The organism is Pseudomonas sp. NPDC008258 (assembly GCF_042956345.1).
Taxonomy (GTDB): domain Bacteria; phylum Pseudomonadota; class Gammaproteobacteria; order Pseudomonadales; family Pseudomonadaceae; genus Aquipseudomonas.
The window spans coordinates 242,302-266,721 of sequence record NZ_JBIBGE010000001.1; the positions used below are offsets into that span (position 1 = coordinate 242,302).

Here is a 24,420-nt window from a genome sequence, read left to right on the forward strand (position 1 = left end):
GCAAAACCGCCACTAGCGGCCATCATGGATAAACGACTTGGAGGGCCATGGCCATGGGACGTCTGACCCGCGTTCTTGTCGCCTTGACCCGCTGGGGGCTGGGCATTTGCGCCTTGCTGGCGGTATTGGTGGCGTTGTATGTCAGCCTCGGCCGCGAACTGGTGCCGTTGGTGGCTGAGTACCGCGCCGATGTGCAGAGCAAGGCCGAGCAGGCGCTGGGCCTGCCGGTGCATGTCGGTGCCCTTGAGGGCCGCTGGAGCGGGCTGGCTCCGGTGCTGCGGGTACGCGACCTGCAGCTGGGTGAAGGTGCAACAGCACTGCGCCTGGATGACGTGAAAGTGGTGCCCGATGTGTGGGCCAGCCTCACTGCCCGCGAGGTGCGCCTGGCGAGGATACAGCTGGGCGGCCTGCAACTGATCTTGCGCGAGAGCGAGCAGGGGGCCTGGCACCTTGAAGGCCTGCCGAAGAAGGATGACGCACCCCTGGACCCCGCCGAATTGCTGCAGCGCCTGCGTCAGCTGGGGCGGGTCGATGTGTTTGACAGCCAGGTCACCCTGCACCCCTGGCAGCGTGACCCGCTGACGCTGACTTATGTGAGTGCCGGGCTGCAGGCCGGCGCTTCGCGCCAGAGCCTGGAATTGCGCGCTACCCTGCCTGACGGCCAGCCCCTCGCGCTGAACGTGCGCAGCCGTGCGTCAGCCAAGGCCTGGCGTGATGGCCAGGTCGAGGCCTACCTCAGCTTGTCGCAAAGTGACTGGGCGCGCTGGCTGCCACCGCGTCTGCTGGGCCAATGGCAAGCTGACGCATTGCGAGCAGGCGGCGAGTTCTGGGTCGACTGGCGCGAAGGGCAATTGCAGCAGGCTGTGGTTCGGCTCAATGCGCCCGAGCTGCGGGGCGCCTATACCGGCCGCAAGGCGGCCACGCTGAACAACCTGGCCCTGGGTGCCTGGTTCCAGCGCCGGGATAACGGCTTTGATGTGGTGCTGGACTCCCTGGCCATGGACATTGGCAAGACCCGCTGGGAATCGCACCTGCAATTGCAGCAGCGCCCAGGCGAGAGCGCTGCCGATGAAAGCTGGCAGGTGCAGGCCGACCGGCTCAACCTGACACCCCTGACCCCGCTGATCGAAGCGTTGGCACCCCTGCCTGACAAGGTCATGGCCGTGGTCGATGGCTTGAAGGTAACCGGCGCGCTGCGCAACCTTCGGCTGGAAGCCCGGCCCAACGCGCAGGGCGACAAGCGCCTGCAGTTCGAAGCCAATCTGGAGAAGGTGGGTTTCGACGCCTATCACAATGCTCCTGCCGCCGGTAACGTCAGCGGCAGCATCAGCGGTGACCTGGGGCACGGTGAGCTGCGCCTGGATACCGAAGCGTTCATGCTGCACCTGTACCCGATCTTCGCCAAACCCTGGCACTATCAAAAGGCCAATGCGCGGCTGACCTGGGCCTTGGATCAGGAGGGTTTTACCCTGATTGCGCCGTACCTCAAGGTGTTGGGCGAAGAGGGCAAGATTGCCGGCGACTTCCTGATTCGCCTGTTGTTCGAAGAAGGCCGCGAGGACTACATGGACCTGCGTGTCGGCCTGACCGAGGGGGATGGCCGCTATACCGCCAAGTACCTGCCCGAGGTCCTCAGCCCGGCCCTCGACGAGTGGCTGCGCAGCGCCATTGTCAAAGGCTCGGTGGATGAAGGCTATTTCCAGTACCAAGGTTCGCTCAACCATGGCGCCGCGCCGGAATCGCGCAGCATCAGCCTGTTCTTCAAGGTGCGCGATGCGGCACTGGACTTCCAGCCTGGCTGGCCGCAAGTGCAACACGTGGATGGCGATGTATTCATCGAAGACAGCGGTGTGCGCATCAAGGCCCAGCGTGGCGTGCTGCTCGATACAAAAGTCAGTGATGTGAAGGTCGATATCCCGCATGTCGATGGCGACCAGCACAGCCACTTGTACCTGGATGGCAACTTCGACGGCAGCCTGGGCGATGGCCTGAAAATCCTCAAGGAAGCGCCGATCGGTACGGGTGAAATCTTCGCCGGTTGGGAGGGCGAGGGGCCGCTCAAGGGCAAGCTCAAGCTCGACATCCCGCTGACCCATGGGCAACGCCCGAAGGTACTGGTGGACTTCGCCACCCAGGATGCGCGGCTGAAAGTTGCGCCCCCGAGCCTGGAGTTGACCCGCCTGAAGGGTGACTTCAGCTTCGATTTTGACAAGGGGCTGAGTGGCAAGGGCATCAGCCTGCAGGCTTTTGGCAAGCCTGTGACGGCGCAAATCACCGCCGAAGGCCAGCCGGGGCAGATGCAGACGCGCATCGATGCCAATGGCCAGGTGGCACTCAAGGCGCTGACTGACTGGCTGAAGTTCGACCAGGCGCTGCCGGCGTCCGGAGACCTGCCGTACCAGTTGCAACTGAGCCTGGGTAGCCGTGAAAACCGTCTTGTCGTCAACTCGACGTTGAAGGGCCTGGCCATCGACCTGCCGGTGCCTTTTGGCAAGGCGGCGGCAGACACCCGTGACAGCCGTTTCAGCATGAACCTGCAGGGCCAGGAACGGCGTTTCGATGTTGCCTACACCGACCTTGCGCGTTTTGCCTACGTCGCACCGGCCGACAAGCTCACCCAGGGCCGTGGCGAGCTGCTGCTGGGGGCTGGTGAGGCCCAACCGCCAACCGGCCAGGGCCTGCGGGTTCGTGGGCGGCTGGAAACGCTGGACCTGGCACCCTGGCAGGAACAGGCGGCACGGCTTGCCGGCGACGATCCTGGGGGCAGTGCGCGGCAAAATCTGCAAAGTGTCGACCTGAGCATTGGCCAGTTGAAAGCCTTCGGAATGGACTTGAACCAGGCCGTGGTACGTATGGCACGCGGCGGTGCGGCCTGGGACCTGCGGCTGGACAGCAAGGAAGTGATTGGCAACGCCCGCGTGCCGGATGCCAAAGGGGCGCCCATGGTCGTGCGTATGCAGACCTTGCGCCTGCCCGCCGCAGACCCTGCCCAGGCACAGGCCGAAGATGGCCCGGACCCATTGGCTTCGTTCGACCCGCGCAAGGTGCCGGCACTGGACCTGAGCATCGACAAGCTTTACAGGGGTGATGACCTGTTTGGCAGTGCGGCGATCAAATTGAGGCCGACCGCACGGGGCGTTACCGCCAGCGACATAGACCTCGACTTCAAGGGCCTGCGCATCGATGGCGGGGGTGGCTGGGAGGGCGCAACGGGCAACACCAGCAGCTGGTACAAAGGGCGCCTGGACGGCAAGAACCTGGCGGATGTGCTCAAGGCCTGGGGCTTCGCGCCGACTGTGACCAGCCGTGACTTCCGCCTGGATGTGGACGGCCGCTGGCCGGGTTCGCCCGCGGCGGTGGGGTTGAAGCGCTTCTCTGGCAGCATGGACGCGGCGCTGCGCACCGGCCAGTTTGTCGAGGTCGAGGGCAGCGCCCAGGCGTTGCGGGTATTCGGCCTGCTCAACTTCAACTCGATTGGCCGGCGCCTGCGCTTGGACTTCTCCGACCTGTTCGACAAGGGCCTGGCCTATGACCGGGTCAAAGGCCTGCTTGTAGCCAGCAATGGCGTCTACGTGACCCGCGAACCCATCACCATGACCGGCCCGTCGAGCAGCTTCGAGCTGGAGGGCACGCTGGACATGGTCCGTGACCAGGTCAACGCCAACCTGCAGGTCAGCCTGCCGGTGACCAACAACCTGCCGCTGGCCGCGCTGATCGTTGGCGCGCCAGCAGTAGGCGGGGCGTTGTTCCTCGTCGACCGATTGATCGGTGACCGTGTATCGCGCTTTGCCAGTGTGCACTACCGTGTCGAAGGCCCGTGGAAAGAGCCTAGAATCACCTTTGTGAAACCTTTCGATAAATAGTGCCAGGAGCGCCCATGAAGGCAGCGGTAATCCAGATGGTCAGCCAGGACGATGTGCTGGCTAACCTGCAGCGTGCCGGTGCCCTGTTGCAGCAGGCTGCACTGGGCGGTGCGCGGCTGGCGGTGCTACCGGAAAACTTTGCCGCCATGGGTCGTAAGGACGCCGCCGCCATAGGCCGTGCCGAAGCTTTGGGTGAAGGGCCTGTCCTGCCATGGTTGAAACGGACCGCCCGCGACCTCAAGTTATGGATTGTCGCCGGTACCTTGCCCTTGCCACCGGTCGGCCAGCCCGAGGCCAAGGCGCATGCCTGCTCGCTGCTGATCGATGAACACGGCGAGGTGGTGGCACGCTATGACAAGCTGCACCTGTTCGACGTGGATGTTGCCGACAATCGCGGCCGTTACCGTGAATCGGACGACTACGCCCACGGCGCCCAGGTAGTGGTGGCGGATACGCCAGTGGGGCGGCTGGGGTTGAGCGTGTGCTACGACTTGCGCTTCCCCGAGCTGTACAGCGAACTGCGCGCTGCCGGCGCGGAACTGATCACTGCACCCGCTGCCTTTACGGCGGTGACCGGTGCAGCGCATTGGGAGGTGCTGGTACGTGCCCGCGCCATCGAAACCCAGTGCTACCTGCTGGCTGCGGCGCAGGGCGGCACCCACCCGGGCCCACGGGAAACCCATGGCCACGCGGCGATCGTCGACCCTTGGGGGCGTATCGTCGCAGAACAGGCGCAAGGCGAAGCGGTATTGCTTGCCGAGCGCGATATTGAAGAACAAGCGTCCATTCGGGCGCGCATGCCGGTGGTATCGCACCGGCGCTTTTTTTCGCAGGGCGCGTTGCGGCCTGCGCACACCTCGGAGTGACTATGAGCCAGATGTTATCCACCGTCAGCGAGCAGCTCCTGGCCCCAGGCGGCTTGACCCTGGACAGCCTGCAGAGCGTGCTGGGTGAGTTGGCCGGCCCCGGCATCGACGCCGCCGACCTGTATTTCCAGGGCCAGATCTCGGAAACCTGGGCGCTGGAAGACGGTATTGTCAAAGAGGGCAGCTTCAACCTGGACCAGGGCGTGGGTGTACGTGCCCAGTCCGGTGAAAAGACCGGCTTCGCCTACAGCAATGCTATCAACCTTGAGGCGCTGACCTCTGCGGCCCGCGCCGCACGTTCGATTTCCCGAGCCGGGCAGAATGGCACGGTTCAGGCCTTCCGCAGCCAGGAAGTGACCGCCCTGTATGCCGCAGACAACCCGCTGGATGTACTGAGCCGCGCCGAAAAGGTCGAGCTGCTAAAGCGTGTCGATGCTGCAACCCGCGCCCTGGATCCACGTATCCAGCAAGTCAGCGTGAGCATGGCCGGGGTCTGGGAGCGCATCCTGATTGCAGCGGCCGATGGCAGCCTCGCTGCGGATGTGCGCCCGCTGGTGCGTTTCAACGTCAGCGTCATCGTCGAACAGAACGGCCGTCGCGAGCGCGGCGGGCAGGGCGGTGGCGGGCGTACCGACTACCGCTTCTTCACTGAAGAGCGGGTGATGGGCTATGCCCGCGAGGCGCTGCGCCAGGCGCTGGTCAACCTGGAAGCGATCCCGGCACCCGCTGGCACCTTGCCCGTGGTACTGGGCTCGGGCTGGTCGGGCGTATTGCTGCACGAGGCTGTCGGCCATGGCCTGGAAGGCGATTTCAACCGCAAGGGCAGTTCGGCGTTCAGCGGCCGCATTGGCGAGAAAGTGGCGTCGAACCTGTGCACTATCGTTGACGATGGCACCCTCGAAGGCCGCCGTGGCTCGCTGAGCGTGGATGACGAAGGCACCCCGACCGAATGCACCACGCTGATCGAGAACGGGGTGCTCAAGGGCTACATGCAGGACAAGCTGAACGCGCGCCTGATGGGTATGGCGGTGACCGGCAACGGCCGCCGTGAATCCTACGCGCACCTGCCAATGCCACGCATGACCAACACTTACATGCGCGCTGGCGAAAGCGACCCGCAGGAAATCATTGCGTCGGTGAAGAAAGGTATCTACTGCGCCAACCTTGGTGGTGGCCAGGTGGACATCACCAGTGGCAAGTTCGTGTTCTCGACCAGTGAGGCCTACCTGATCGAAGACGGCAAGATTACCGCACCGGTCAAGGGCGCGACCCTGATCGGCAATGGTCCGGAGGCAATGAGCCGGGTGTCGATGGTCGGTAACGACCTGGCGCTGGACAGCGGGGTGGGGACATGTGGCAAGGACGGGCAGTCGGTGCCGGTCGGGGTAGGGCAGCCTACCTTGAAGCTGGATGCGATTACCGTGGGCGGAACCGGGGCGTGATGGCCTTGGGGACCGTTGTGGGAGCGGGCATGCCCGCGAAGCAGGCGACGCGGTGCATGGCACCGGCTTCGCCGGTGTTCGCGGCGGTTCGACGCCTCGACACGCCCGCTCCCACAGGGTCCCAGTCTGTCAGCGCAACCCGCGCTGCAACTCGTCGAGGTCGCGGATGTACTTGAACACCTTGCGCGCAGCGGCAGGCGGCTTGTTCCGCGCCTTTTCGTGTTGCGCATGGCGCACCAGCGAACGCATTTGCTGGCGATCGGTTTCGGGGTACTCGTTGACGAAGCGCTCGAGATCCTCGTCGTTACCGTCGATCAGCCGGTCGCGCCAGCGCTCCAGGTTGTGGAAGCGCTCGTTGTACTGGCGAGTCGAGCTGTCCATCTGTTCGAGCAGGGCGTGGATGGCATCCAGGTCCTGCACGCGCATCAGCTTGCCGACGAACGACATGTGGCGTTTACGGGCGCCATGGGCCGTGTGCTTGCTGGCTTCGGCCAGGGCCTTGCGCAGCTCGTCGGTCAAGGGCAGGCGTGCCAGGGTATCGGCCTTGAGCGTGGTCAGGCGCTCGCCAAGTTCAACCAGCGCATGCAGTTCGCGCTTGATCTGGGTTTTGCTTTTTTCGCCGTCGAAGGCGTCGTCGTTTGAATCAACCATGGTGGCAGTCCGCTAGAAATCGCCGCCATGATAACCAGTCGGGGGCCGCTTGTCCGGCCCGGTCGTAGAATGACCCTCGCCGAACGCAGAATTTGAGTGGAGAGAACCATGAGTGCAGTCCAGAGCGTAGGTCCGAAAGACCTGCCAGCATTGCAGGAGCAGGTCGAGCAGATTATCGCCGAGGCGAAGCGCCAAGGGGCCAGCGCCTGTGAAGTGGCAGTGTCGCTGGAGCAGGGCCTGTCCACCACGGTACGCCAGCGTGAGGTCGAAACGGTCGAGTTCAACCGCGACCAGGGCTTTGGTATCACCCTTTACGTTGGCCAGCGCAAAGGCTCGGCCAGCACGTCGGCCAGTGGCCCGGACGCGATCCGCGAAACCGTCGCTGCAGCCCTGGCGATTGCCAAACATACCTCCGAGGACGAATGTTCCGGCTTGGCCGACGCCGCGCTGATGGCCCGCGAAATCCCGGATCTGGACCTTTACCACGACTGGGATATCGAGCCGGAAAAGGCCATTGAGATGGCCCTGGCCTGCGAAGCTGCGGCGTTCGATGCCGACCCGCGCATTCTCAATGCCGACGGCACCACCCTTAATACACATCAAGGTTGCCGCGTGTATGGCAACAGCCATGGCTTCATCGGCAGTTACGCTTCGACCCGGCACAGCCTGAGCTGCGTCATGATCGCCGAAGGCGACGGGCAGATGCAGCGCGACTACTGGTATGACGTGAACCGCCAAGGCAACCTGCTGGCAGACCCTCGTAGTATCGGTGTTCGCGCTGCTCAGCGCGCAGCCAGCCGCCTTGGCGCTAGGCCGGTGCCTACTTGCGAAGTGCCGGTGTTGTTTTCCGCCGAACTGGCCGGTGGCTTGTTCGGCAGCTTCCTCTCGGCTATTTCCGGCGGCAACCTTTACCGCAAGTCCTCGTTCCTTGAAGGGACCATCGGCCAGCGTCTGTTCCCCTCCTGGCTGACACTTGACGAGCGCCCGCACATTCCTCGGGCGCTGGGCAGTGCCGCCTTCGACGGCGATGGCCTGGCCACCTATGCCAAGCCGTTCGTCGACAAAGGCGAGCTGGTTTCCTACCTGCTGGGTACCTATTCCGGGCGCAAGCTGGGCTTGCCAAGCACGGCCAACTCCGGTGGTGTGCACAACCTGTTCGTCACCCACGGTGTCGAAGACCAGGCAGCGTTGATTCGTCGCATGGGCCGCGGCCTGCTGGTGACCGAGTTGATGGGGCATGGGCTGAACATGGTGACGGGTGACTACTCCCGTGGTGCGGCCGGTTTCTGGGTCGAAAACGGCGAGATCCAGCATGCTGTGCAGGAAGTGACCATTGCCGGCAATATGAAGGATATGTTCCAGCAAATTGTTGCGATTGGTAGTGATCTTGAAACCCGCAGCAACATACACACCGGGTCGGTGCTGATCGAGCGGATGACGGTTGCAGGTAGCTGATTCGTAGCCTGTACCGGCCTCTTCGCGGGCTCGCCCGCTCCCACAGGTACTGCGCAAGCTTGAAACCTGTGCAGCCCCCTGTGGGAGCGGGCGAGCCCGCGAAAGGGCCGGCACAGGCCCTAGAGAATATTCAATGCAAACCAGGACCCGGCCATGCGACGGGTTTTTTCTTTCATCACCTTTTTCTTGAAGTGATTCTGTTTATCACTTAATAATGAATATCATTATCCAGTAACCCAGTGATGATGTTCATGAAACCTGTCCTGCGCGAACTGCCCTACCTGGAAAACTGGCGCTGGCTAAGCCGGCGCATCCGCTGTGCGCTCGAGCCCGACGAGCCGCGCCTGATCGAGCATTACCTCGCCGAAGGCCGCTACCTGGTGTGCTGCACCGAGACATCGTCATGGACGGTGGCACTGACCTCTTTCCGCCTGCTGCTGGATACCGCCTGCGACCGCATGCTGCCCTGGCATTGGCGCTGCCTGTGCCTGGACCAGGCCTGGCGCCCGCTCCTTGACCTGCGCAACCTCGACCGTCAGGAACAAAACCTGCGCTGGCAGACCTACGCCCTGCAGTTGGCCAATTGCCGGCTGCTGCCGTCGATTTCTCCCGATGAACTGATGCAAGGATTTGATGATGAGTGATACCCGTATCGAGCGTGACAGCATGGGTGAACTTCAGGTGCCGGCCCAGGCCCTGTATGGCGCCCAGACCCAGCGCGCGGTCGACAACTTCCCGGTCAGCGGCCAGCGCATGCCGGCCCAGTTCATTCGTGCGCTGCTGCTCGCCAAGGCGGCTGCGGCCAAGGCCAACGTCGAGCTGGAGCAACTGTCCGCCGCGCAGGGCCAGGCCATCGTCAAGGCGGTCGAGCAACTGCTGGCCGAGGATTTCATCCAGCACTTCCCGGTGGATGTGTTCCAGACCGGCTCCGGCACCAGCTCGAACATGAACGCCAACGAGGTGATTGCCACCCTGGCAAGCCGTGTGCTGGGTGACGCGGTGAACGCCAACGACCATGTCAATTGCGGCCAGAGCAGCAATGACATCATCCCGACCACCATCCACGTCAGCGCCGCTCTGGCGCTGCACGAGCAACTGCTGCCGGCGTTGAACCACCTGGTGCAGGTGATCGAGACCAAGTCGGCGCAGGTGCATCAGTACGTGAAGACGGGGCGTACCCACCTGATGGATGCCATGCCGGTGCGCATGAGCCAGGTGCTGGATGGCTGGGCAGCGCAGGTCAACGGTGCCAAGGCGCACATTGAGGCGACCCTGCCGAGCCTGCAGGCGCTGGCCCAGGGCGGCACGGCCGTGGGTACCGGCATCAATGCCCACCCACAGTTCGCGGCCGGATTCGCCCGCCAGCTCAGCGGCTTGACCCAGGTCGAGTTCACACCGGGGCAGAACCTGTTCGCCCTGATCGGCTCGCAGGACACCGCCGTGGCGTTGTCTGGCCAGCTCAAGACCGCCGCCGTGGCGCTGATGAAAATCGCCAACGACCTGCGCTGGATGAACTCTGGCCCGCTCGCCGGCCTGGGCGAAATCGAGCTGCAAGGCCTGCAACCGGGCTCATCGATCATGCCCGGCAAGGTCAACCCGGTAATCCCGGAGGCCACCGCAATGGTCGCTGCCCAGGTGATCGGCAACGACGCGACCATCGCTATCGCGGGTCAGTCCGGCAACTTCGAGCTGAACGTGATGCTGCCGGTGATCGCCCGCAACCTGCTGGAGAGCATCGAGCTGATGGCAAACGTCAGCCGCCTGCTGGCCGACAAGGCCATCGCCAGCTTCAAGGTCAACGAGGGGAAGCTCAAGGAGGCCCTGGCGCGTAACCCGATCCTGGTCACTGCATTGAACCCGATCATTGGTTACCTCAAGGCAGCTGAAATCGCCAAGACCGCCTACAAACAGGGCCGCCCGATCATTGATGTAGCGCTGGAGCACACCGACCTGTCGCGTGACCAGCTTCAAGCGCTGCTGGACCCGGAAAAACTCACCGCTGGCGGTATCTGACACGGCGTCACCGCCCAGGAGACAACCATGCAGCACTGGAAACGCACCACGGAAACCGCCAACCGCCTGTTCGAACAAGGCGAGTTGGTCGACGCCCGGGAACACTACCTGCAAGCCCTGGCGCTGGCTCAGGTGCTGTTCGAGCGCTGGCATGACGTCGACGAAGCGGTGGCTGCTTTCGTCATCGCCCACCACAACCTGGCCGACCTGCACCTGCGCTTGAACCAGCCGCATGAGAGTGCCGACTACCTGTGCTCCGCTCATCAGCGGCTGTTGCAGGCCAGCCAGGAGGCGCGCTTGCCCCAGGCGCTGCGTGACGCAGCCTTGCGCCACAGTGGGCGTACCTACACCGAACTGCTGAGTTTCATCGCCGAGTACGGCCAGTACCCACGTACCGAGCGCCTGCTCAACCGCCACAACGCCGGGGCCAGCGAACTCGCTGCCCAGGCGGATGCGGCGCCCAGAACCCATGCCTACGGAATTCACTGACATGCCGCATACCTTGCCTGCTTTGCCATACGCCTACGATGCGCTGGAACCGCACATCGACGCGCAGACCATGGAAATTCACCACACCAAGCATCACCAGACCTACGTCAACGGTCTCAACGCCGCCGTCGAAGGTACCGAATGGGCTGAGTGGCCTGTAGAAAAACTGGTTGGTGCAGTCAAGCAACTGCCGGAGAACCTGCGTGGCGCGGTGACCAATCACGGCGGCGGCCACGCCAACCACAGCCTGTTCTGGACCGTGATGTCGCCACAGGGCGGCGGTGAGCCACAGGGCCAGCTCGCGCAGGCTATCTCGTCGCAACTGGGTGGTTTCGAAGCCTTCAAGGACGCTTTCACCAAGGCCGCGCTGACCCGCTTCGGCAGCGGTTGGGCCTGGCTCAGCGTCACGCCGCAGAAAACCCTGGTGGTGGAGAGCAGCGGCAACCAGGACAGCCCGCTGATGCACGGCAACACGCCAGTCCTGGGCCTGGACGTGTGGGAGCATGCCTACTACCTGAAATACCAGAACCGTCGTCCGGAATACATCGGTGCCTTCTACAACGTCATTGACTGGGCGGAAGTGGAACGTCGTTACCTCGAAGCCCTGAAGTGAGTCAGACCGGTATGCGCTCAGAGGTAATGTCTGTCAGCAGTGTGCGGCTGTTTCGCCTGGCGCTTGGGACCTTGCTGTTGCTGGCCGGCACCGCGCTGCTGGTGGCGCGCGGCCTTGCCTGGCTGGACTTGGAGCCACGCATGCTGCGTGCGCTGGAAGGCGGCGCATTGTGCGCGCTGGGGACTGCGTTGGGCGCGGTACCGGTACTGGTCATTCGCAACATGCCGGTGGCGTTGGCCGATACGCTGCTCGGCTTCGGTGCCGGCGTGATGTTGGCGGCCACCGCGTTTTCCCTGATCATTCCGGGGTTGAACGCGGCTCAGTCCATCGGTTTCAGCCCTTGGGGCGCGGGTGGCCTGATCAGCTTTGGCCTGATGTTCGGTGCGCTGTGCCTGTTTCTGGTTGATCTCAAGGTGTCTGGCGCCTCACCCGAGGCGCTGGTCGGCAGCGACAACCAGCCGGTGATCGCTGCGCGTATCTGGCTGTTTGTGATTGCCATCATTGCGCACAACATCCCCGAAGGCATGGCCATCGGGGTGTCGGCCGGTGGTGGCATGCCTGACGCCGACAGCCTGGCCATGGGCATTGCATTGCAGGACGTGCCTGAGGGGCTGGTGATCGCGCTGGTGCTGGCCGGGGCGGGTATGCCGCGTTTCAAGGCCTTCCTGATAGGTGCTGCTTCAGGTTTGGTCGAGCCAGTGGCGGCAGTGATCTGCGCCTGGTTGGTGAACATCGCCGAATTGCTGCTGCCGCTGGGCCTGGCCTGTGCGGCGGGGGCGATGTTGCTGGTGGTGACCCAGGAGATCATCCCGGAATCGCGCAGCAACGGCCATCATCGCCTGGCCAGCCTGGGGTTGTGTATCGGCTTCTGCCTGATGATGGTGATGGATACTGCGATGTCCTGATCTTTCGTCAGGTCGACGGGATATACACTGTGGGAGCGGCCTTGCGTCGCGATTGGGCTGCGCAGCAGACCCGGCGATTTTCAAGGTGTTCGAGATTACCGGGGCCGCTGCGCGCCCCAATCGCGACACAAGGCCGCTCCCACATGGGCGGTGCAGGGCTTAGGGGCTTACTCGCCTTCGTCGAAGAAGTTGTTGATCAGCTCGACCAGCGCATCCATGGCGTCGTTGTCCTGCTCGCCCTCGGTGAGCAGGTGCACCTGGGTGCCTTTGCCAGCCGCCAGCATCATCACCGCCATGATGCTCTTGCCATCCACCAGTTTGTCCGGCGCACGGCCAACCCTGACTGCACAGGGGAAGCGGCCGGCCACGCCGACGAACTTGGCTGCCGCCCGGGCATGCAGACCCAACTTGTTGATGATGGTGATTTCGCGGGCGGGCATCGTGGGGCGGATCCTTGGGCTAGAGGTCGCGGTGGCGGACCTGGACGTTTTTCAGGGATTGCTGCAGCTGTTGGCCAAGGCGCTCGGTGATGTACACCGAACGGTGGTGGCCGCCGGTGCAGCCGATGGCAATGGTCACGTAGGCGCGGTTACTGGCGGCGAAGCGCGGCAACCACTTGAGCAGGTAACTGGAAATGTCGTTGTACATGTCTTCGACATCCGGCTGTGCGGCCAGGTAGTCGACAACCGGTTGGTCGAGGCCGGAGTGCTCGCGCAGCTCGGGCTTCCAGTAGGGGTTGGGCAGGCAGCGCACATCGAACACCAGGTCGGCATCGACCGGCATGCCGCGCTTGAAGCCGAACGACTCGACCAGGAACGCGGTGCCAGGCTCGGGTTGGTTGAGCAGGCGCAGCTTGATGGAATCACGCAGCTGATAGAGGTTCAGGCTGGTGGTGTCGATCTTCAGGTCGGCCAGGTCGGCGATCGGGCCCAGAAGTTCGCTCTCGACGCGGATCGCTTCGGCCAGCGAGCGATTGGCATTGGTCAGCGGATGCCGTCGGCGGGTTTCCGAGAAGCGCTTGAGCAGCATGTCTTCGTCGGCATCCAGGAACAACACATCGCACTGGATGTTGCGCGCACGGGCTTCTTCGAGCAATTCGGGGAAGCGCGTCAGGTGGCTAGGCAGGTTGCGAGCGTCAATCGACACGGCAACTTTCGGTTGCAGCAGTTCGGTGTTGATCAGTGCCTCTTCGGCCAACTGCGGCAGCAGCCCGGCGGGAAGGTTGTCAATGCAGTAGAAGCCGTTGTCTTCCAGGACATCGAGGGCGGTGCTCTTGCCGGAGCCGGACCGGCCGCTGACAATGATCAGGCGCATGTTCAGTGCTCGTTCTGTACGTCCAGGACAACCTGGTACAGGGCCTCGTTACTGCTGGCGGCACGCAGGCGATCACGAACCTCTTTGCGATCGAGCATGCTGGCAATCTGGCGCAGCAGTTCCAGGTGGGCATCGGTGGCAGCTTCGGGCACCAACAGGACGAACAGCAGGTCCACGGGTGCGCCATCGATGGCGTCGTAATCGATTGGGGCTTCCAGGTGCAGCAGGGCGCTGACCGGGGAGGAGCAACCTTCAAGCCGGCAGTGCGGGATGGCGATGCCATTGCCGAAACCGGTCGAGCCGAGTTTTTCCCGGGCGACCAGCTTTTCGAAGACGTCTTGCATCTCCAGTTCTGGCACTTGTTCGGCGATGACGGTGGCGACCTTTTCCAGGGCGCGCTTCTTACTGCCGCCCGGCACGTTCACGAGGGAACGGCCGGGGGTCAGGATGGTTTCAAGTCGGATCATGGATGAGGGGGATCAGCGGGCAGCTGCACCTTGCAGCAGGCTTTGCTGTTTTTCCTTGTGTTTTTTCAGTTGGCGGTCGAGCTTGTCGGCCAAGGCGTCGATCGCTGCATACATGTCTTCGTGTTCGGCGTTGGCAACCACTTCGCCGCCGGGAATTTGCAGGGTCGCCTCGACCTTCTGCAACAGCTTCTCGACTTTCATGATGACCTGCACGTTGGTGATCTTGTCGAAGTGACTCTCCACGCGGGCGAGCTTTTCAAGCACGTAATCGCGCAGTGGCTGGGTGACTTCTACATGCTGTCCACTGATATTGACTTGCATACAGCTTCTCCTTTGTTGCCCGTGCATAAAGAGGCAGGTCTTGCACCTGCCCCACAAACGCTGTGGCACATCTCAGGCGCTACATCAGTCGCTTGCGCTCGCTCGACGGTGCGATGCCGAGGGACTCGCGGTACTTGGCGACGGTGCGACGGGCTACCTGGATGCCTTGTGCCTCCAGTAAACCAGCGATCTTGCTGTCACTCAATGGCTTTTTCTGATTTTCCGCCGCAACCAGTTTCTTGATGATCGCGCGAATCGCCGTTGACGAGCATTCCCCGCCTTCGGAGGTGCTGACGTGGCTGGAGAAAAAGTATTTCAGTTCGTAGATGCCACGCGGTGTGTGCATGTATTTCTGCGTGGTCACCCGCGAAATGGTCGACTCGTGCATGCCTACCGCTTCGGCGATGTCGTGCAGCACCAAGGGCTTCATGGCTTCGTCACCGTGGTCGAGGAAGCCGCGCTGGTGCTCGACGATCTGTGTGGCAACCTTCATCAGGGTTTCGTTGCGGCTTTGCAGGCTCTTGATGAACCAGCGCGCTTCCTGCAGCTGGTTGCGCATGAAGGTGTTGTCGGCGCTGGTATCGGCACGGCGCACGAAGCCGGCGTACTGCGGGTTTACGCGCAGGCGCGGGATGGCCTCCTGGTTCAGCTCCACCAGCCAGCGGTCGCTGTCTTTGCGCACGATGACGTCAGGCACCACATACTCAGGCTCGCTGGACTCGATCTGCGAACCGGGGCGCGGGTTGAGGCTTTGCACCAGCTCGATCACCTGGCGCAGCTCGTCTTCCTTGATTTTCATGCGGCGCATCAGCTGGCTGTAGTCACGGCTGCCGAGCAGGTCGATGAAATCGGTGACCAGGCGCTTGGCTTCGGTCATCCACGGGGTATTGGCGGGCAATTGGCGCAGTTGCAGCAGCAGGCATTCGCCCAGGTTGCGGGCGCCGACGCCGGCTGGCTCGAACTGCTGGATGCGGTGCAGCACCGCTTCGACCTCGTCCAGCTCGATATCCAGCTCCGGGTCGAAGCCGGCGCAGATTTCCTCGAGGGTGTCTTCCAGGTAGCCCTGGCCGTTGATGCTGTCGATCAGGGTAACGGCGATCAGGCGGTCGGTGTCGGACATCGGCGCCAGGTTCAGCTGCCACAGCAGGTGGCTTTGCAGGCTCTCGCCGGCCGATGTACGGGTGGTGAAGTCCCACTCGTCGTCATCGTTGCTCGGCAGGCTGCTGGCGCTGGTCTGGTAGATGTCTTCCCAGGCGGTGTCGACCGGAAGCTCGTTGGGGATGCGCTCGCTCCACTCACCGTCTTCCAGGTTGTCGGCACTGACGGTGCTTTCCTGGAAGCTGTTGTCCTGGGCTTCGGCGGCCGGTTTGTTCTCGGCGTTGTCCGCCATCGGGTCGCTGTTATCGAAGTCCTCGCCGTCTTCCTGACGTTCGAGCATCGGGTTCGACTCCAGCGCTTCCTGGATTTCCTGTTGGAGGTCCAGGGTGGAAAGCTGGAGCAGGCGGATGGCCTGTTGCAACTGCGGTGTCATCGTCAGTTGCTGGCCCATTTTTAGGACGAGCGATGGTTTCATGGCTGGGGCTTAATACCTTGTTCGCCGGCGCGCATGCGCCATCCACTACACGAGGGCGCCGGGGCGCCAGATCAAGCAAGTTTTATGCCTTAAATTGTAGCGTTTGCCTAGAGCACTGTAACAACTTTAACCCCGGTTTCAGGGCGATTTGCCAGTACCCCAGGCATGTGCCGGGGTCAGAGCCGGAACTCGTGGCCCAGGTAAACCTCTTTCACCAGGTCGTTGGCCAGGATGGTCTCGGCATCGCCTTCGGCGATCAGGCGGCCATCATTGACGATATAGGCGGTTTCGCAGATATCCAGGGTCTCACGCACGTTGTGGTCGGTGATGAGTACACCGATGCCCTTGGCCTTGAGGTGGTGGATGATCTGCTTGATGTCGCCGACCGAAATCGGGTCCACACCGGCAAATGGTTCGTCCAGCAGGATGAACTTGGGCGCGGTCGCCAAGGCGCGGGCAATCTCTACGCGGCGGCGTTCACCACCGGAAAGGCTCATGCCGAGGTTGTCTCGGATGTGGCTGATGTGGAACTCCTGCAGCAGGCTTTCCAGCTCTTTGCGCCGGCCTTCACGGTCGAGGTCCTTGCGGGTCTCGAGGATGGCCATGATGTTGTCGGCCACGGAAAGCTTGCGGAAGATTGAGGCTTCCTGCGGCAGGTAGCCGATACCGGCGCGGGCGCGGCCGTGCATGGGCTGGTGGCTGACATCGAGGTTGTCGATGAGCACGCGGCCCTGCTCGGCCTGCACCAGCCCGACAATCATGTAGAAGCAGGTGGTCTTGCCGGCACCGTTGGGGCCGAGCAAGCCTACGATCTGGCCGCTGTCGATCGACAGGCTGACGTCACGTACCACCTGACGGCCCTTGTAGCTCTTGGCCAGGTGCTGGGCTTTGAGGGTTGCCATTTACTCGGCCTTCTTCTTGGGCTGGATCACCATGTCGATACGCTGACGCGGCGAAGTCACGTTGCCACCGCGACCGGCAGTTGCCACCTGGGTCTGGGTGTTGTAGACGATTTTCTCGCCTTCGGTGGTGTTGCCCTCGTTCTCGACCTTGGCGCGGTCGGTGAGGATCACCAGGTCTTTCTGTGCCTGATACTGGATGGTCACGCCCCAGCCTTTCATCTTGTCCGGCTTGGCTGCGCTCTGTTGCTGCTCGAAGTAGGCCAGGTTGCCCACCGAGGTCACCACGTCGATATCGCCGGCGGCGGAACGGGTGATGGTCACGGTGTTGCCTTTGATCATCATCGAACCCTGGGTGATGATCACGTCGCCGGTGTAGGTGGCCACGCCTTGCTTGTCATCCAGGTGGGCATTGTCCGCCTGGATTCGGATCGGCTGGTCACGGTCATTCGGCAGGGCGAGGGCGCTCGCGCTTCCCAGTGCTGCGCTCAGGCTGAGCAAAAGGGGGAGGGTTTTAACGAGCCTCATACTGTCCTCTTACGTTAGAGAGCAAGTCCATCTTGCCTTCTTTCAAATACGCTTTCATTCCTTTGCCCGTAGTAGTGCCACCGGCGCCGTCGATTCTAACGGCTTGCTCGGTCTGCGCATATTGCTTCTGCGGGAACACAGTCATGCGTGAGCTGGTAATGATGGTTTCGCGCTGCTTTTCGTCAGTGCGGGCAACCCGTACCTTGTCGATCAGCTCGACTTCGGTACCGTCCGGGTTGACCTCGGCGCGGGTGCTTTGCACGTGCCACGGGTATTCGGTGCCCCGGTACATGTGCAGGTCCGGCGTGGTCAACAGGGTGATTTCACTGGCCTTGAGGTGTTCGACCTTGTCGGCAGTCATTTCGTACTGCAGTTTGCCGTCGGGCAGAAACTGCACGCTGTGGGCGTTGATCGCATAGTAGTCGATGGCGCTTTCGTCGACCTGGGCCACCGGCTTGTCGAGGAAGCTTTCCGGGCTGACATTCCAGTAGCCGATCGCCACCAGCAGGGCAGCGATCACTGCGAGCAGCGCAAAATTGCGGGCTTTCTTGCTGAACATGGGCAGCCTTACAGGTAATTGGCGTTGGCAGCGTCCAGGGTGCCCTGGGCCTGCATGATCAGTTCGCAGAATTCACGGGCCGCACCTTCGCCGCCGCGTGCCTGGGTCACGCCATGGGCGTGCTGGCGTACGAACGGCGCGGCGTTGGCCACGGCCATACCCAGTGCCACCCGGCGAATCACCGGCAGGTCCGGCAGGTCGTCGCCCAGGTAGGCCACTTGATCATAGCTTAGGCCCAGTTCGGCGAGCAGGCCGTCAAGCACGACCAATTTGTCCTCGCGGCCCTGGAAAAGGTGCGGGATACCGAGGTTCTTCGCGCGGCGTTCGACCACCGGGGTCTTGCGGCCGCTGATGATGGCGGTGGTCACACCCGCGTTCATGAGCATCTTTATGCCCTGGCCGTCGAGGGTGTTGAAGGTCTTGAATTCGCTGCCGTCTTCAAGGAAGTACAGGCGGCCGTCGGTGAGCACGCCATCCACGTCGAACACTGCCAGCTTGATGTGCTTGCCGCGTTGCATGAGGTCCTGATTCATTCCATCGCTCCTTACATTACACCGGCGCGCAGCAGGTCGTGCATGTTCAGGGCGCCGGTAGGGCGGTCCTCACGGTCCACCACCACCAGGGCGCCGATCTTGTAGTCTTCCATGATCTTCAGGGCCTCGGCGGCAAGCATTTCGGCGCGAGCCGTCTTGCCATGCACGGTCATGACCTGGTCGATCAGGGTGGTGTGCACGTCGATGTTGCGGTCCAGGCTGCGGCGCAGGTCGCCGTCGGTGAAGATCCCGGCCAGCTTGCCGTCGGCTTCGACGATCACGGTCATGCCCAAACCTTTTCGGGACATTTCCAGTAGTGCGTCTTTCAGCAGGGTGCCGCGGGGCACCTGGGGCAGCTCGTCGCCGCTGTGCATCACGTTTTCGACCTTCAGCAGCAGGCGTCGGCCCAGTGCGCCGCCCGGGTGCGAGAAGGCAAAGTCCTCGGCGGTGAAGCCGCGGGCTTCGAGCAGGGCGATGGCCAGGCAGTCACCCAGCACCAGCGATGCCGTGGTAGAGGAGGTGGGCGCCAGGTTCAGCGGGCAGGCCTCTTGCTCGACACGGGCGTCGAGGTTGACCTCGGCGGCCTGGGCCAGGGGCGAGTCCGGGTTGCCGGTCAGGCTGATCAGCTTGATACCCAGGCGCTTGATCAGTGGCAGCAGGGTGACGATCTCGGCAGTGCTGCCGGAATTCGACAGGGCAAGGATGACATCATCGCGGGTGATCATGCCCATGTCGCCATGGCTGGCTTCGGCCGGGTGCACGAAAAAGGCTGGTGTGCCGGTGCTGGCCAGGGTGGCGGCGATCTTGTTGCCGATGTGCCCGGATTTGCCCATGCCGACCACGACAACCCGGCCCTTGCAGGCCTGGATCAGTTCGCAGGCCTTGACGAAATTGTCGTCGATGCGTGCCAGCAGGGCCTCTACGGCCTCAAGTTCCAGGCGCAGGGTGCGTTGGGCGGATTGGATCAGCTCGCTGGATTGGCTCATGTCGAAAAAGCAATGCCTGATGAAAAGGCCGCGATTATACGCGCAATGACGAAAACCCTCACCCTTTCGATTGCTGTGGCGAAAGTCAGCAAAGCCTGTCCCGGGGCTGAACGACTGCTCGCATGGCCTTGGGGCGGTGCCGTCAGCGGTGCTATAGTTCGCCGCTATTCGGCCTGCCAGGGGTGCGTGTGCCTTCCTGACGGAGGCCGGCGTCCACTAGGACGAGGCTGCACTAGCAAGGAGTCTAGATGAGTGTGGATAGCGCCTACGCGGTCGAGTTGAAGGGGGTTACCTTCAAACGCGGTTCGCGCAGCATTTTCAGCAACGTCGACATTCGCATCCCGCGCGGCAAGGTCACCGGCATCATGGGGCCATCGGGTTGCGGCAAGACCACGTTGCTCCGCCTGATGGGCGCACAACTGCGCCCCTCGAGCGGTGAAGTATGGGTTGCCGGGCAGAACCTGCCGACGCTGTCGCGCAGTGATCTGTTCGACGCCCGCAAGCAGATGGGTGTGCTGTTCCAGAGCGGCGCGCTGTTCACCGACCTTGATGTGTTCGAGAACGTCGCGTTCCCGCTGCGCGTGCATACCCAGCTGTCGGACGAAATGATCCGTGACATCGTGTTGATGAAGCTGCAGGCCGTGGGCTTGCGCGGAGCCATCGACCTGATGCCCGACGAGCTGTCTGGCGGTATGAAACGTCGTGTGGCGCTGGCCCGGGCAATTGCCCTGGATCCGCAGATCCTCATGTACGACGAACCGTTCGTCGGCCAAGACCCGATCGCCATGGGCGTACTGGTGCGCCTGATCCGCCTGCTCAACGATGCCCTGGGCATCACCAGCATCGTCGTTTCCCACGATTTGGCCGAAACCGCCAGCATTGCCGACTACATCTACGTGGTGGGGGATGGCCAGGTGCTGGGCCAGGGCACGCCCGATGAGCTGATGGGCTCGGACAACCCGCGGATTCGCCAGTTCATGAAGGGTGACCCGGATGGCCCGGTTCCCTTCCACTTTCCCGCGCCTGATTACCGCGCCGACCTGCTGGGGGCGCGTTGATGCGCAAAAGATCCTTACTCGAACGTGTCCGCCTGCTGGGTCGCTCGGCGATCGACGTGCTGGCGGTACTGGGGCGTTCCTGCCTGTTCCTGTTCCATGCACTGATCGGCCGTGGCGGCATTGGTGGCGGTTTCCAGCTGCTGACCAAGCAGCTGTATTCGGTAGGCGTGCTGTCGCTGGCGATCATCGTCGTGTCCGGGGTGTTCATCGGCATGGTGCTGGCGCTGCAGGGCTACAGCATCCTGACCAAGTACGGTTCGGAGCAGGCGGTGGGGCAGATGGTCGCCCTTACCCTGCTGCGTGAACTTGGCCCGGTGGTGACAGCGTTGCTGTTCGCCGGCCGTGCAGGTTCGGCGCTGACCGCCGAAATCGGCAACATGAAGTCTACCGAGCAGCTGTCAAGCCTGGAAATGATCGGCGTCGACCCGCTCAAGTACATCGTCGCGCCACGCCTGTGGGCCGGTTTCATCTCGCTGCCGCTGCTGGCGCTGATCTTCAGCGTGGTCGGTATCTGGGGTGGCTCGTGGGTGGCCGTGGACTGGCTGGGTGTGTACGAGGGCTCGTTCTGGGCCAACATGCAGAACAGTGTTTCCTTTACCGACGACGTGCTCAACGGGCTGATCAAGAGCCTGGTGTTCGCCTTCGTCACGACCTGGATTGCCGTATTCCAGGGGTACGACTGCGAGCCCACCTCAGAAGGGATCAGCCGTGCCACCACCAAGACCGTGGTCTATGCCTCGTTGGCAGTGCTGGGTCTGGACTTTATTCTGACCGCCTTGATGTTTGGAGATTTCTGATGCAAAACCGCACCCTGGAAATCGGTGTCGGCCTGTTCCTCCTGGCCGGGATCCTGGCGCTGCTGCTGCTGGCCCTGCGTGTCAGCGGGCTGTCGGCCAGCCCGAGCAGCGATACCTATAAAGTTTATGCCTACTTCGACAATATTGCCGGTTTGACGGTCAGAGCTAAAGTGACCATGGCCGGTGTGACGATCGGCAAGGTTACCGCCATCGATCTGGACCGTGATTCCTACACCGGTCGGGTGACCCTGCAACTGGACAAGTCGGTGGACAACCTGCCGACCGACTCCACTGCCTCGATCCTGACCGCGGGTCTGCTTGGCGAGAAGTACATCGGCATCAGCGTGGGCGGTGAAGACGAAGTGCTCAAGGACGGCGCGACCATCCACGACACCCAGTCGGCACTGGTGCTGGAAGATCTGATTGGCAAGTTCCTGCTCAACACTGTTGGCAAGGAACCGAAAGAAGCGCAACCGGCTAATTAAGGAGTTTCCATGATTTCCATTCTGCGACGCGGCCTGCTGGTTCTGCTGGCAGCCTTCCCTCTGCTGACCATGGCTGCGCAGACGCCGCATGATGTGGTACAGAGCACCACCACCGAGCTGCTCGGTGAGCTCAAGGCCAACAAAGAGCAGTACAAGGCCAACCCGCAAGCGTTCTACGACACCCTTGACCGGATCCTTGCGCCGGTGGTCGATGCCGACGGTATTTCCAGGAGCATCATGACCGTCAAGTACTCGCGCAAGGCCACGCCCGAGCAGATGCAGCGCTTCCAGGAAAACTTCAAGCGCAGCCTGTTCCAGTTCTACGGCAACGCCCTGCTGGAGTACAACAACCAGGGTATCGTCGTAGACCCGGCCAAGGCCGATGACGGCAAGCGCGCTTCCGTAGGCATGAAGGTCACCGGCAACAATGGTGCCGTGTACCCGGTCCAGTACACCCTGGAAAACCTGGGCGGCGAGTGGAAAGTGCGTAACGTCATCGTCAACGGCATCAACATTGGCAAGCTGTTCCGCGACCAGTTCGCCGATGCCATGCAGCGCAATGGCAACGACCTGGACAAGACCATCGACGGCTGGGCCGGTGAAGTGGCCAAGGCCAAGCAGGCTGCCGACAACTCCCCGGAGAAGACTGTCAAATGAGTGAGGCCGCTGTAAGCATGGCCGAGCCGGGCGTATTGCGCCTGGCTGGCGTGCTGGATTACCGCAGCGGGCCGAACCTGCGCAAGCAGGGCAAAGCGCTGATCGCGGCCTGCCGCGAGGCCCAGCTGGTGCTCGATTGCTCGGCGGTGCAACATTCCACCAGTGTCGGCCTGTCGCTGCTGCTGGCATTCATGCGCGATGCCCAGGCCGCCGGTAAAGGCTGCCAGGTGCGTAGCATGCCCGACGACATGCGGGAAATTGCCGGGGTCTATGACCTTGACGAAGTGCTGGCAAGCTAATGGCCAGGCACGGATGATGGCCCCTCGGTCAGCGAAGCCCTCGTTGGGCTTCGCAGGCGAGGGGCTTTTTTGTATGATGGCCGACCCGTGCGCATCGGGCGCCGATTGAGGTTGAGCATGCAGGCCGTAGAAGTTAAAAGCTTCCTTGAAGAAAAATTGCCCGGTTCCCGGGTCGAAGTTGAAGGCGAAGGCTGCAACTTCCAGTTGAACGTGATCAGCGACGAGTTGGCTGGCTTGAGCCCGGTCAAACGCCAGCAGGCGATCTATGCTCACCTGAATCCCTGGATCGCCAATGGCAGCATCCATGCGGTAACCATGAAATTTTTCAGCAGCGCAGCCTGGGCTGAGCGCACCTGAGCCAACTTGGCGGCGAGACTCCAATGGACAAACTGATTATTACTGGCGGCGCTCGCCTTGACGGCGAGATCCGCATTTCGGGCGCGAAGAACGCAGCCCTGCCGATTCTGGCGGCGACCCTGCTGGCTGACGGCCCGGTCACCGTGGGCAACCTGCCGCACCTGCACGACATCACTACCATGATCGAGCTGTTCGGCCGCATGGGCATCGAGCCTGTGATCGACGAAAAGCTGGCGGTGGAAATCGACCCACGTACCATCAAGACCCTGGTCGCGCCCTACGAGCTGGTCAAGACCATGCGCGCGTCGATCCTGGTGCTGGGGCCGATGGTCGCCCGTTTCGGTGAGGCCGAAGTGGCCCTGCCTGGCGGTTGCGCCATTGGTTCGCGCCCGGTCGACCTGCACATCCGCGGCCTTGAGGCCATGGGTGCGAAGATCGAAGTGGAAGGTGGCTACATCAAGGCCAAGGCGCCTGAAGGTGGCCTGCGCGGTGCGCACTTCTTCTTCGACACCGTCAGCGTGACCGGTACCGAGAACATCATGATGGCCGCTGCCCTGGCCAAAGGCCGCAGCGTGCTGCAGAACGCCGCGCGCGAGCCGGAAGTGGTCGACCTGGCCAACTTCATCAACGCCATGGGCGGCAAGGTTGAAGGCGCTGGTACCGACACCATCACCATCGATGGCGTCGAGCGCCTGCACTCGGCCACCTACCGCGTGATGCCGGACCGTATCGAGACCGGTACCTACCTGGTTGCTGCTGCCGTGACCGGTGGCCGCGTCAAGGTCAAGGACACCGACCCGACCATCCTTGAAGCCGTACTGGAAAAACTCAAGGAATCCGGCGCCGACATCAACACCGGTGAAGACTGGATCGAGCTGGACATGCACGGCAAGCGGCCGAAAGCCGTCAACCTGCGTACCGCCCCGTACCCGGCGTTCCCGACCGACATGCAGGCGCAGTTCATCTCGCTGAACGCCATCGCCGAAGGCACTGGCGCGGTGATCGAGACCATCTTCGAAAACCGCTTCATGCACGTTTACGAAATGCACCGCATGGGCGCGCAGATCCAGGTCGAAGGCAACACGGCCATCGTCACTGGCGTCAAGGCCCTGAAAGGTGCCCCGGTCATGGCCACCGACCTGCGTGCTTCCGCCAGCCTGGTGCTGTCGGCGCTGGTTGCCGAAGGCGATACCCTGATCGATCGCATCTACCACATCGACCGTGGTTACGAGTGCATCGAAGAAAAACTGCAGATGCTCGGCGCGAAAATCCGCCGCGTACCGGGCTAGT

Annotated in this window: 27 protein-coding genes; 16 read left to right on the forward strand and 11 right to left on the reverse strand. The window is 62.6% G+C overall.

Going from position 1 to position 24,420, the window contains the following annotated elements:
• The first annotated feature begins 47 nt into the window (after nt 1-47).
• From ACFY9W_RS01065 to tldD, 3 genes are read left to right on the forward strand one after another with little or no spacing between them, the layout of a single operon-like run.
• Nucleotides 48-3,863, forward strand: coding sequence for a YhdP family protein (locus ACFY9W_RS01065; protein WP_391124569.1), 3,816 nt, complete (start codon nt 48-50; stop codon nt 3,861-3,863).
• Between the two features lie 14 nt (nt 3,864-3,877).
• Nucleotides 3,878-4,729, forward strand: a complete 852-nt coding sequence (locus tag ACFY9W_RS01070) for a nitrilase-related carbon-nitrogen hydrolase (protein ID WP_391124572.1) — start codon at nt 3,878-3,880, stop codon at nt 4,727-4,729.
• 2 nt (nt 4,730-4,731) lie between these two features.
• A complete protein-coding gene (tldD, locus tag ACFY9W_RS01075) occupies nt 4,732-6,171 on the forward strand; it encodes a metalloprotease TldD (protein WP_391124575.1) in 1,440 nt (479 codons plus the stop codon).
• 129 nt (nt 6,172-6,300) lie between these two features.
• Here the strand turns inward: tldD and yjgA are convergent, their stop codons facing one another.
• Nucleotides 6,301-6,822 carry a ribosome biogenesis factor YjgA gene (gene yjgA, locus ACFY9W_RS01080; RefSeq protein WP_016713148.1) on the reverse strand — a complete coding sequence of 174 codons (522 nt, stop codon included), beginning with the start codon at nt 6,820-6,822 and terminating at the stop codon, nt 6,301-6,303.
• 108 nt (nt 6,823-6,930) lie between these two features.
• Between yjgA and pmbA the strand changes: the two genes are divergently transcribed.
• The 6 genes from pmbA to ACFY9W_RS01110 all read left to right on the forward strand — a co-directional run bounded on the left by pmbA (nt 6,931) and on the right by ACFY9W_RS01110 (nt 12,297).
• Nucleotides 6,931-8,277, forward strand: coding sequence for a metalloprotease PmbA (gene pmbA, locus ACFY9W_RS01085; protein WP_391124580.1), 1,347 nt, complete (start codon nt 6,931-6,933; stop codon nt 8,275-8,277).
• A gap of 242 nt (nt 8,278-8,519) precedes the next feature.
• The gene (locus ACFY9W_RS01090) at nt 8,520-8,921 is read left to right on the forward strand and encodes a FagA protein (RefSeq protein ID WP_391124583.1); all 402 of its coding nucleotides are present in this window, start codon (nt 8,520-8,522) and stop codon (nt 8,919-8,921) included.
• Nucleotides 8,914-10,290: a lyase family protein gene (locus ACFY9W_RS01095; protein WP_391124586.1), complete on the forward strand. Its 1,377-nt coding sequence runs from the start codon at nt 8,914-8,916 to the stop codon at nt 10,288-10,290. Before ACFY9W_RS01090 ends, ACFY9W_RS01095 begins: the two co-directional genes overlap by 8 nt.
• A gap of 27 nt (nt 10,291-10,317) precedes the next feature.
• Nucleotides 10,318-10,779: a hypothetical protein gene (locus tag ACFY9W_RS01100; protein WP_391124589.1), complete on the forward strand. Its 462-nt coding sequence runs from the start codon at nt 10,318-10,320 to the stop codon at nt 10,777-10,779.
• Between the two features lies 1 nt (nt 10,780).
• Complete coding sequence (locus ACFY9W_RS01105; RefSeq protein ID WP_391124591.1) at nt 10,781-11,392, forward strand: Fe-Mn family superoxide dismutase; 612 nt, start codon at nt 10,781-10,783, stop codon at nt 11,390-11,392.
• Between the two features lie 11 nt (nt 11,393-11,403).
• Complete coding sequence (locus ACFY9W_RS01110; protein ID WP_391124594.1) at nt 11,404-12,297, forward strand: ZIP family metal transporter; 894 nt, start codon at nt 11,404-11,406, stop codon at nt 12,295-12,297.
• A 167-nt stretch (nt 12,298-12,464) separates the two neighbouring features.
• On the opposite strand, the gene ACFY9W_RS01115 is transcribed toward ACFY9W_RS01110, so the two are convergent.
• The 10 genes from ACFY9W_RS01115 to ACFY9W_RS01160 form a co-directional block, all read right to left on the reverse strand.
• Complete coding sequence (locus tag ACFY9W_RS01115; RefSeq protein WP_105946930.1) at nt 12,465-12,737, reverse strand: HPr family phosphocarrier protein; 273 nt, start codon at nt 12,735-12,737, stop codon at nt 12,465-12,467.
• Nucleotides 12,738-12,756: 19 nt separating this feature from the next.
• A complete protein-coding gene (rapZ, locus tag ACFY9W_RS01120) occupies nt 12,757-13,611 on the reverse strand; it encodes an RNase adapter RapZ (protein ID WP_391124597.1) in 855 nt (284 codons plus the stop codon).
• Nucleotides 13,612-13,613: 2 nt separating this feature from the next.
• Nucleotides 13,614-14,078 carry a PTS IIA-like nitrogen regulatory protein PtsN gene (gene ptsN, locus ACFY9W_RS01125; RefSeq protein WP_391124600.1) on the reverse strand — a complete coding sequence of 155 codons (465 nt, stop codon included), beginning with the start codon at nt 14,076-14,078 and terminating at the stop codon, nt 13,614-13,616.
• A 12-nt stretch (nt 14,079-14,090) separates the two neighbouring features.
• The gene (gene hpf, locus ACFY9W_RS01130) at nt 14,091-14,399 is read right to left on the reverse strand and encodes a ribosome hibernation-promoting factor, HPF/YfiA family (RefSeq protein ID WP_391124603.1); all 309 of its coding nucleotides are present in this window, start codon (nt 14,397-14,399) and stop codon (nt 14,091-14,093) included.
• A 79-nt stretch (nt 14,400-14,478) separates the two neighbouring features.
• Nucleotides 14,479-15,972, reverse strand: a complete 1,494-nt coding sequence (locus ACFY9W_RS01135) for an RNA polymerase factor sigma-54 (protein ID WP_391124606.1) — start codon at nt 15,970-15,972, stop codon at nt 14,479-14,481.
• Nucleotides 15,973-16,148: 176 nt separating this feature from the next.
• Nucleotides 16,149-16,874: an LPS export ABC transporter ATP-binding protein gene (gene lptB / locus ACFY9W_RS01140; RefSeq protein WP_012270657.1), complete on the reverse strand. Its 726-nt coding sequence runs from the start codon at nt 16,872-16,874 to the stop codon at nt 16,149-16,151.
• A complete protein-coding gene (gene lptA / locus ACFY9W_RS01145; RefSeq protein ID WP_346644881.1) occupies nt 16,875-17,399 on the reverse strand; it encodes a lipopolysaccharide transport periplasmic protein LptA in 525 nt (174 codons plus the stop codon).
• On the reverse strand, nt 17,386-17,958 hold the full coding sequence (gene lptC / locus ACFY9W_RS01150) for an LPS export ABC transporter periplasmic protein LptC (RefSeq protein WP_391124610.1): 573 nt from the start codon (nt 17,956-17,958) through the stop codon (nt 17,386-17,388). The genes lptA and lptC overlap by 14 nt, the downstream gene beginning before the upstream one ends.
• A gap of 8 nt (nt 17,959-17,966) precedes the next feature.
• Nucleotides 17,967-18,491, reverse strand: a complete 525-nt coding sequence (locus tag ACFY9W_RS01155) for an HAD hydrolase family protein (RefSeq protein WP_391124613.1) — start codon at nt 18,489-18,491, stop codon at nt 17,967-17,969.
• Nucleotides 18,492-18,502: 11 nt separating this feature from the next.
• Nucleotides 18,503-19,477 (reverse strand): KpsF/GutQ family sugar-phosphate isomerase, encoded by a 975-nt coding sequence (locus tag ACFY9W_RS01160; protein WP_391124616.1) that lies wholly within the window; start codon nt 19,475-19,477, stop codon nt 18,503-18,505.
• 248 nt (nt 19,478-19,725) lie between these two features.
• Here ACFY9W_RS01160 and ACFY9W_RS01165 point away from each other — a divergent pair, with 248 nt between their 5' ends.
• The 7 genes from ACFY9W_RS01165 to murA all read left to right on the forward strand — a co-directional run bounded on the left by ACFY9W_RS01165 (nt 19,726) and on the right by murA (nt 24,419).
• Nucleotides 19,726-20,535 (forward strand): ATP-binding cassette domain-containing protein, encoded by an 810-nt coding sequence (locus tag ACFY9W_RS01165; RefSeq protein WP_012270662.1) that lies wholly within the window; start codon nt 19,726-19,728, stop codon nt 20,533-20,535.
• Nucleotides 20,535-21,332 carry a lipid asymmetry maintenance ABC transporter permease subunit MlaE gene (gene mlaE, locus ACFY9W_RS01170; protein WP_391124620.1) on the forward strand — a complete coding sequence of 266 codons (798 nt, stop codon included), beginning with the start codon at nt 20,535-20,537 and terminating at the stop codon, nt 21,330-21,332. Before ACFY9W_RS01165 ends, mlaE begins: the two co-directional genes overlap by 1 nt.
• Entirely contained in the window at nt 21,332-21,817 is a 486-nt protein-coding gene (gene mlaD, locus ACFY9W_RS01175) for an outer membrane lipid asymmetry maintenance protein MlaD (RefSeq protein WP_391124623.1), read from the forward strand. The genes mlaE and mlaD overlap by 1 nt, the downstream gene beginning before the upstream one ends.
• 9 nt (nt 21,818-21,826) lie before the next feature.
• Nucleotides 21,827-22,474: an ABC transporter substrate-binding protein gene (locus ACFY9W_RS01180; RefSeq protein WP_391124626.1), complete on the forward strand. Its 648-nt coding sequence runs from the start codon at nt 21,827-21,829 to the stop codon at nt 22,472-22,474.
• Complete coding sequence (locus ACFY9W_RS01185) at nt 22,471-22,773, forward strand: STAS domain-containing protein (protein ID WP_391124629.1); 303 nt, start codon at nt 22,471-22,473, stop codon at nt 22,771-22,773. Before ACFY9W_RS01180 ends, ACFY9W_RS01185 begins: the two co-directional genes overlap by 4 nt.
• A gap of 117 nt (nt 22,774-22,890) precedes the next feature.
• Nucleotides 22,891-23,130: a BolA family protein gene (locus tag ACFY9W_RS01190; protein WP_003255121.1), complete on the forward strand. Its 240-nt coding sequence runs from the start codon at nt 22,891-22,893 to the stop codon at nt 23,128-23,130.
• Between the two features lie 23 nt (nt 23,131-23,153).
• On the forward strand, nt 23,154-24,419 hold the full coding sequence (gene murA / locus ACFY9W_RS01195; RefSeq protein WP_391124633.1) for a UDP-N-acetylglucosamine 1-carboxyvinyltransferase: 1,266 nt from the start codon (nt 23,154-23,156) through the stop codon (nt 24,417-24,419).
• Nucleotide 24,420 lies beyond the last annotated feature (1 nt).

Bases quoted from the DNA above. Each gene is read 5' to 3' on its own strand.
- ACFY9W_RS01065 (WP_391124569.1), top strand. From the start codon at position 48: ATGGCCATGGGACGTCTGACCCGCGTTCTTGTCGCCTTGACCCGCTGG.
- ACFY9W_RS01070 (WP_391124572.1), top strand. From the start codon at position 3,878: ATGAAGGCAGCGGTAATCCAGATGGTCAGCCAGGACGATGTGCTGGCT.
- tldD (WP_391124575.1), top strand. From the start codon at position 4,732: ATGAGCCAGATGTTATCCACCGTCAGCGAGCAGCTCCTGGCCCCAGGC.
- yjgA (WP_016713148.1), bottom strand. From the start codon at position 6,822: ATGGTTGATTCAAACGACGACGCCTTCGACGGCGAAAAAAGCAAAACC.
- pmbA (WP_391124580.1), top strand. From the start codon at position 6,931: ATGAGTGCAGTCCAGAGCGTAGGTCCGAAAGACCTGCCAGCATTGCAG.
- ACFY9W_RS01090 (WP_391124583.1), top strand. From the start codon at position 8,520: ATGATGTTCATGAAACCTGTCCTGCGCGAACTGCCCTACCTGGAAAAC.
- ACFY9W_RS01095 (WP_391124586.1), top strand. From the start codon at position 8,914: ATGAGTGATACCCGTATCGAGCGTGACAGCATGGGTGAACTTCAGGTG.
- ACFY9W_RS01100 (WP_391124589.1), top strand. From the start codon at position 10,318: ATGCAGCACTGGAAACGCACCACGGAAACCGCCAACCGCCTGTTCGAA.
- ACFY9W_RS01105 (WP_391124591.1), top strand. From the start codon at position 10,781: ATGCCGCATACCTTGCCTGCTTTGCCATACGCCTACGATGCGCTGGAA.
- ACFY9W_RS01110 (WP_391124594.1), top strand. From the start codon at position 11,404: ATGCGCTCAGAGGTAATGTCTGTCAGCAGTGTGCGGCTGTTTCGCCTG.
- ACFY9W_RS01115 (WP_105946930.1), bottom strand. From the start codon at position 12,737: ATGCCCGCCCGCGAAATCACCATCATCAACAAGTTGGGTCTGCATGCC.
- rapZ (WP_391124597.1), bottom strand. From the start codon at position 13,611: ATGCGCCTGATCATTGTCAGCGGCCGGTCCGGCTCCGGCAAGAGCACC.
- ptsN (WP_391124600.1), bottom strand. From the start codon at position 14,078: ATGATCCGACTTGAAACCATCCTGACCCCCGGCCGTTCCCTCGTGAAC.
- hpf (WP_391124603.1), bottom strand. From the start codon at position 14,399: ATGCAAGTCAATATCAGTGGACAGCATGTAGAAGTCACCCAGCCACTG.
- ACFY9W_RS01135 (WP_391124606.1), bottom strand. From the start codon at position 15,972: ATGAAACCATCGCTCGTCCTAAAAATGGGCCAGCAACTGACGATGACA.
- lptB (WP_012270657.1), bottom strand. From the start codon at position 16,874: ATGGCAACCCTCAAAGCCCAGCACCTGGCCAAGAGCTACAAGGGCCGT.
- lptA (WP_346644881.1), bottom strand. From the start codon at position 17,399: ATGAGGCTCGTTAAAACCCTCCCCCTTTTGCTCAGCCTGAGCGCAGCA.
- lptC (WP_391124610.1), bottom strand. From the start codon at position 17,958: ATGTTCAGCAAGAAAGCCCGCAATTTTGCGCTGCTCGCAGTGATCGCT.
- ACFY9W_RS01155 (WP_391124613.1), bottom strand. From the start codon at position 18,491: ATGAATCAGGACCTCATGCAACGCGGCAAGCACATCAAGCTGGCAGTG.
- ACFY9W_RS01160 (WP_391124616.1), bottom strand. From the start codon at position 19,477: ATGAGCCAATCCAGCGAGCTGATCCAATCCGCCCAACGCACCCTGCGC.
- ACFY9W_RS01165 (WP_012270662.1), top strand. From the start codon at position 19,726: ATGAGTGTGGATAGCGCCTACGCGGTCGAGTTGAAGGGGGTTACCTTC.
- mlaE (WP_391124620.1), top strand. From the start codon at position 20,535: ATGCGCAAAAGATCCTTACTCGAACGTGTCCGCCTGCTGGGTCGCTCG.
- mlaD (WP_391124623.1), top strand. From the start codon at position 21,332: ATGCAAAACCGCACCCTGGAAATCGGTGTCGGCCTGTTCCTCCTGGCC.
- ACFY9W_RS01180 (WP_391124626.1), top strand. From the start codon at position 21,827: ATGATTTCCATTCTGCGACGCGGCCTGCTGGTTCTGCTGGCAGCCTTC.
- ACFY9W_RS01185 (WP_391124629.1), top strand. From the start codon at position 22,471: ATGAGTGAGGCCGCTGTAAGCATGGCCGAGCCGGGCGTATTGCGCCTG.
- ACFY9W_RS01190 (WP_003255121.1), top strand. From the start codon at position 22,891: ATGCAGGCCGTAGAAGTTAAAAGCTTCCTTGAAGAAAAATTGCCCGGT.
- murA (WP_391124633.1), top strand. From the start codon at position 23,154: ATGGACAAACTGATTATTACTGGCGGCGCTCGCCTTGACGGCGAGATC.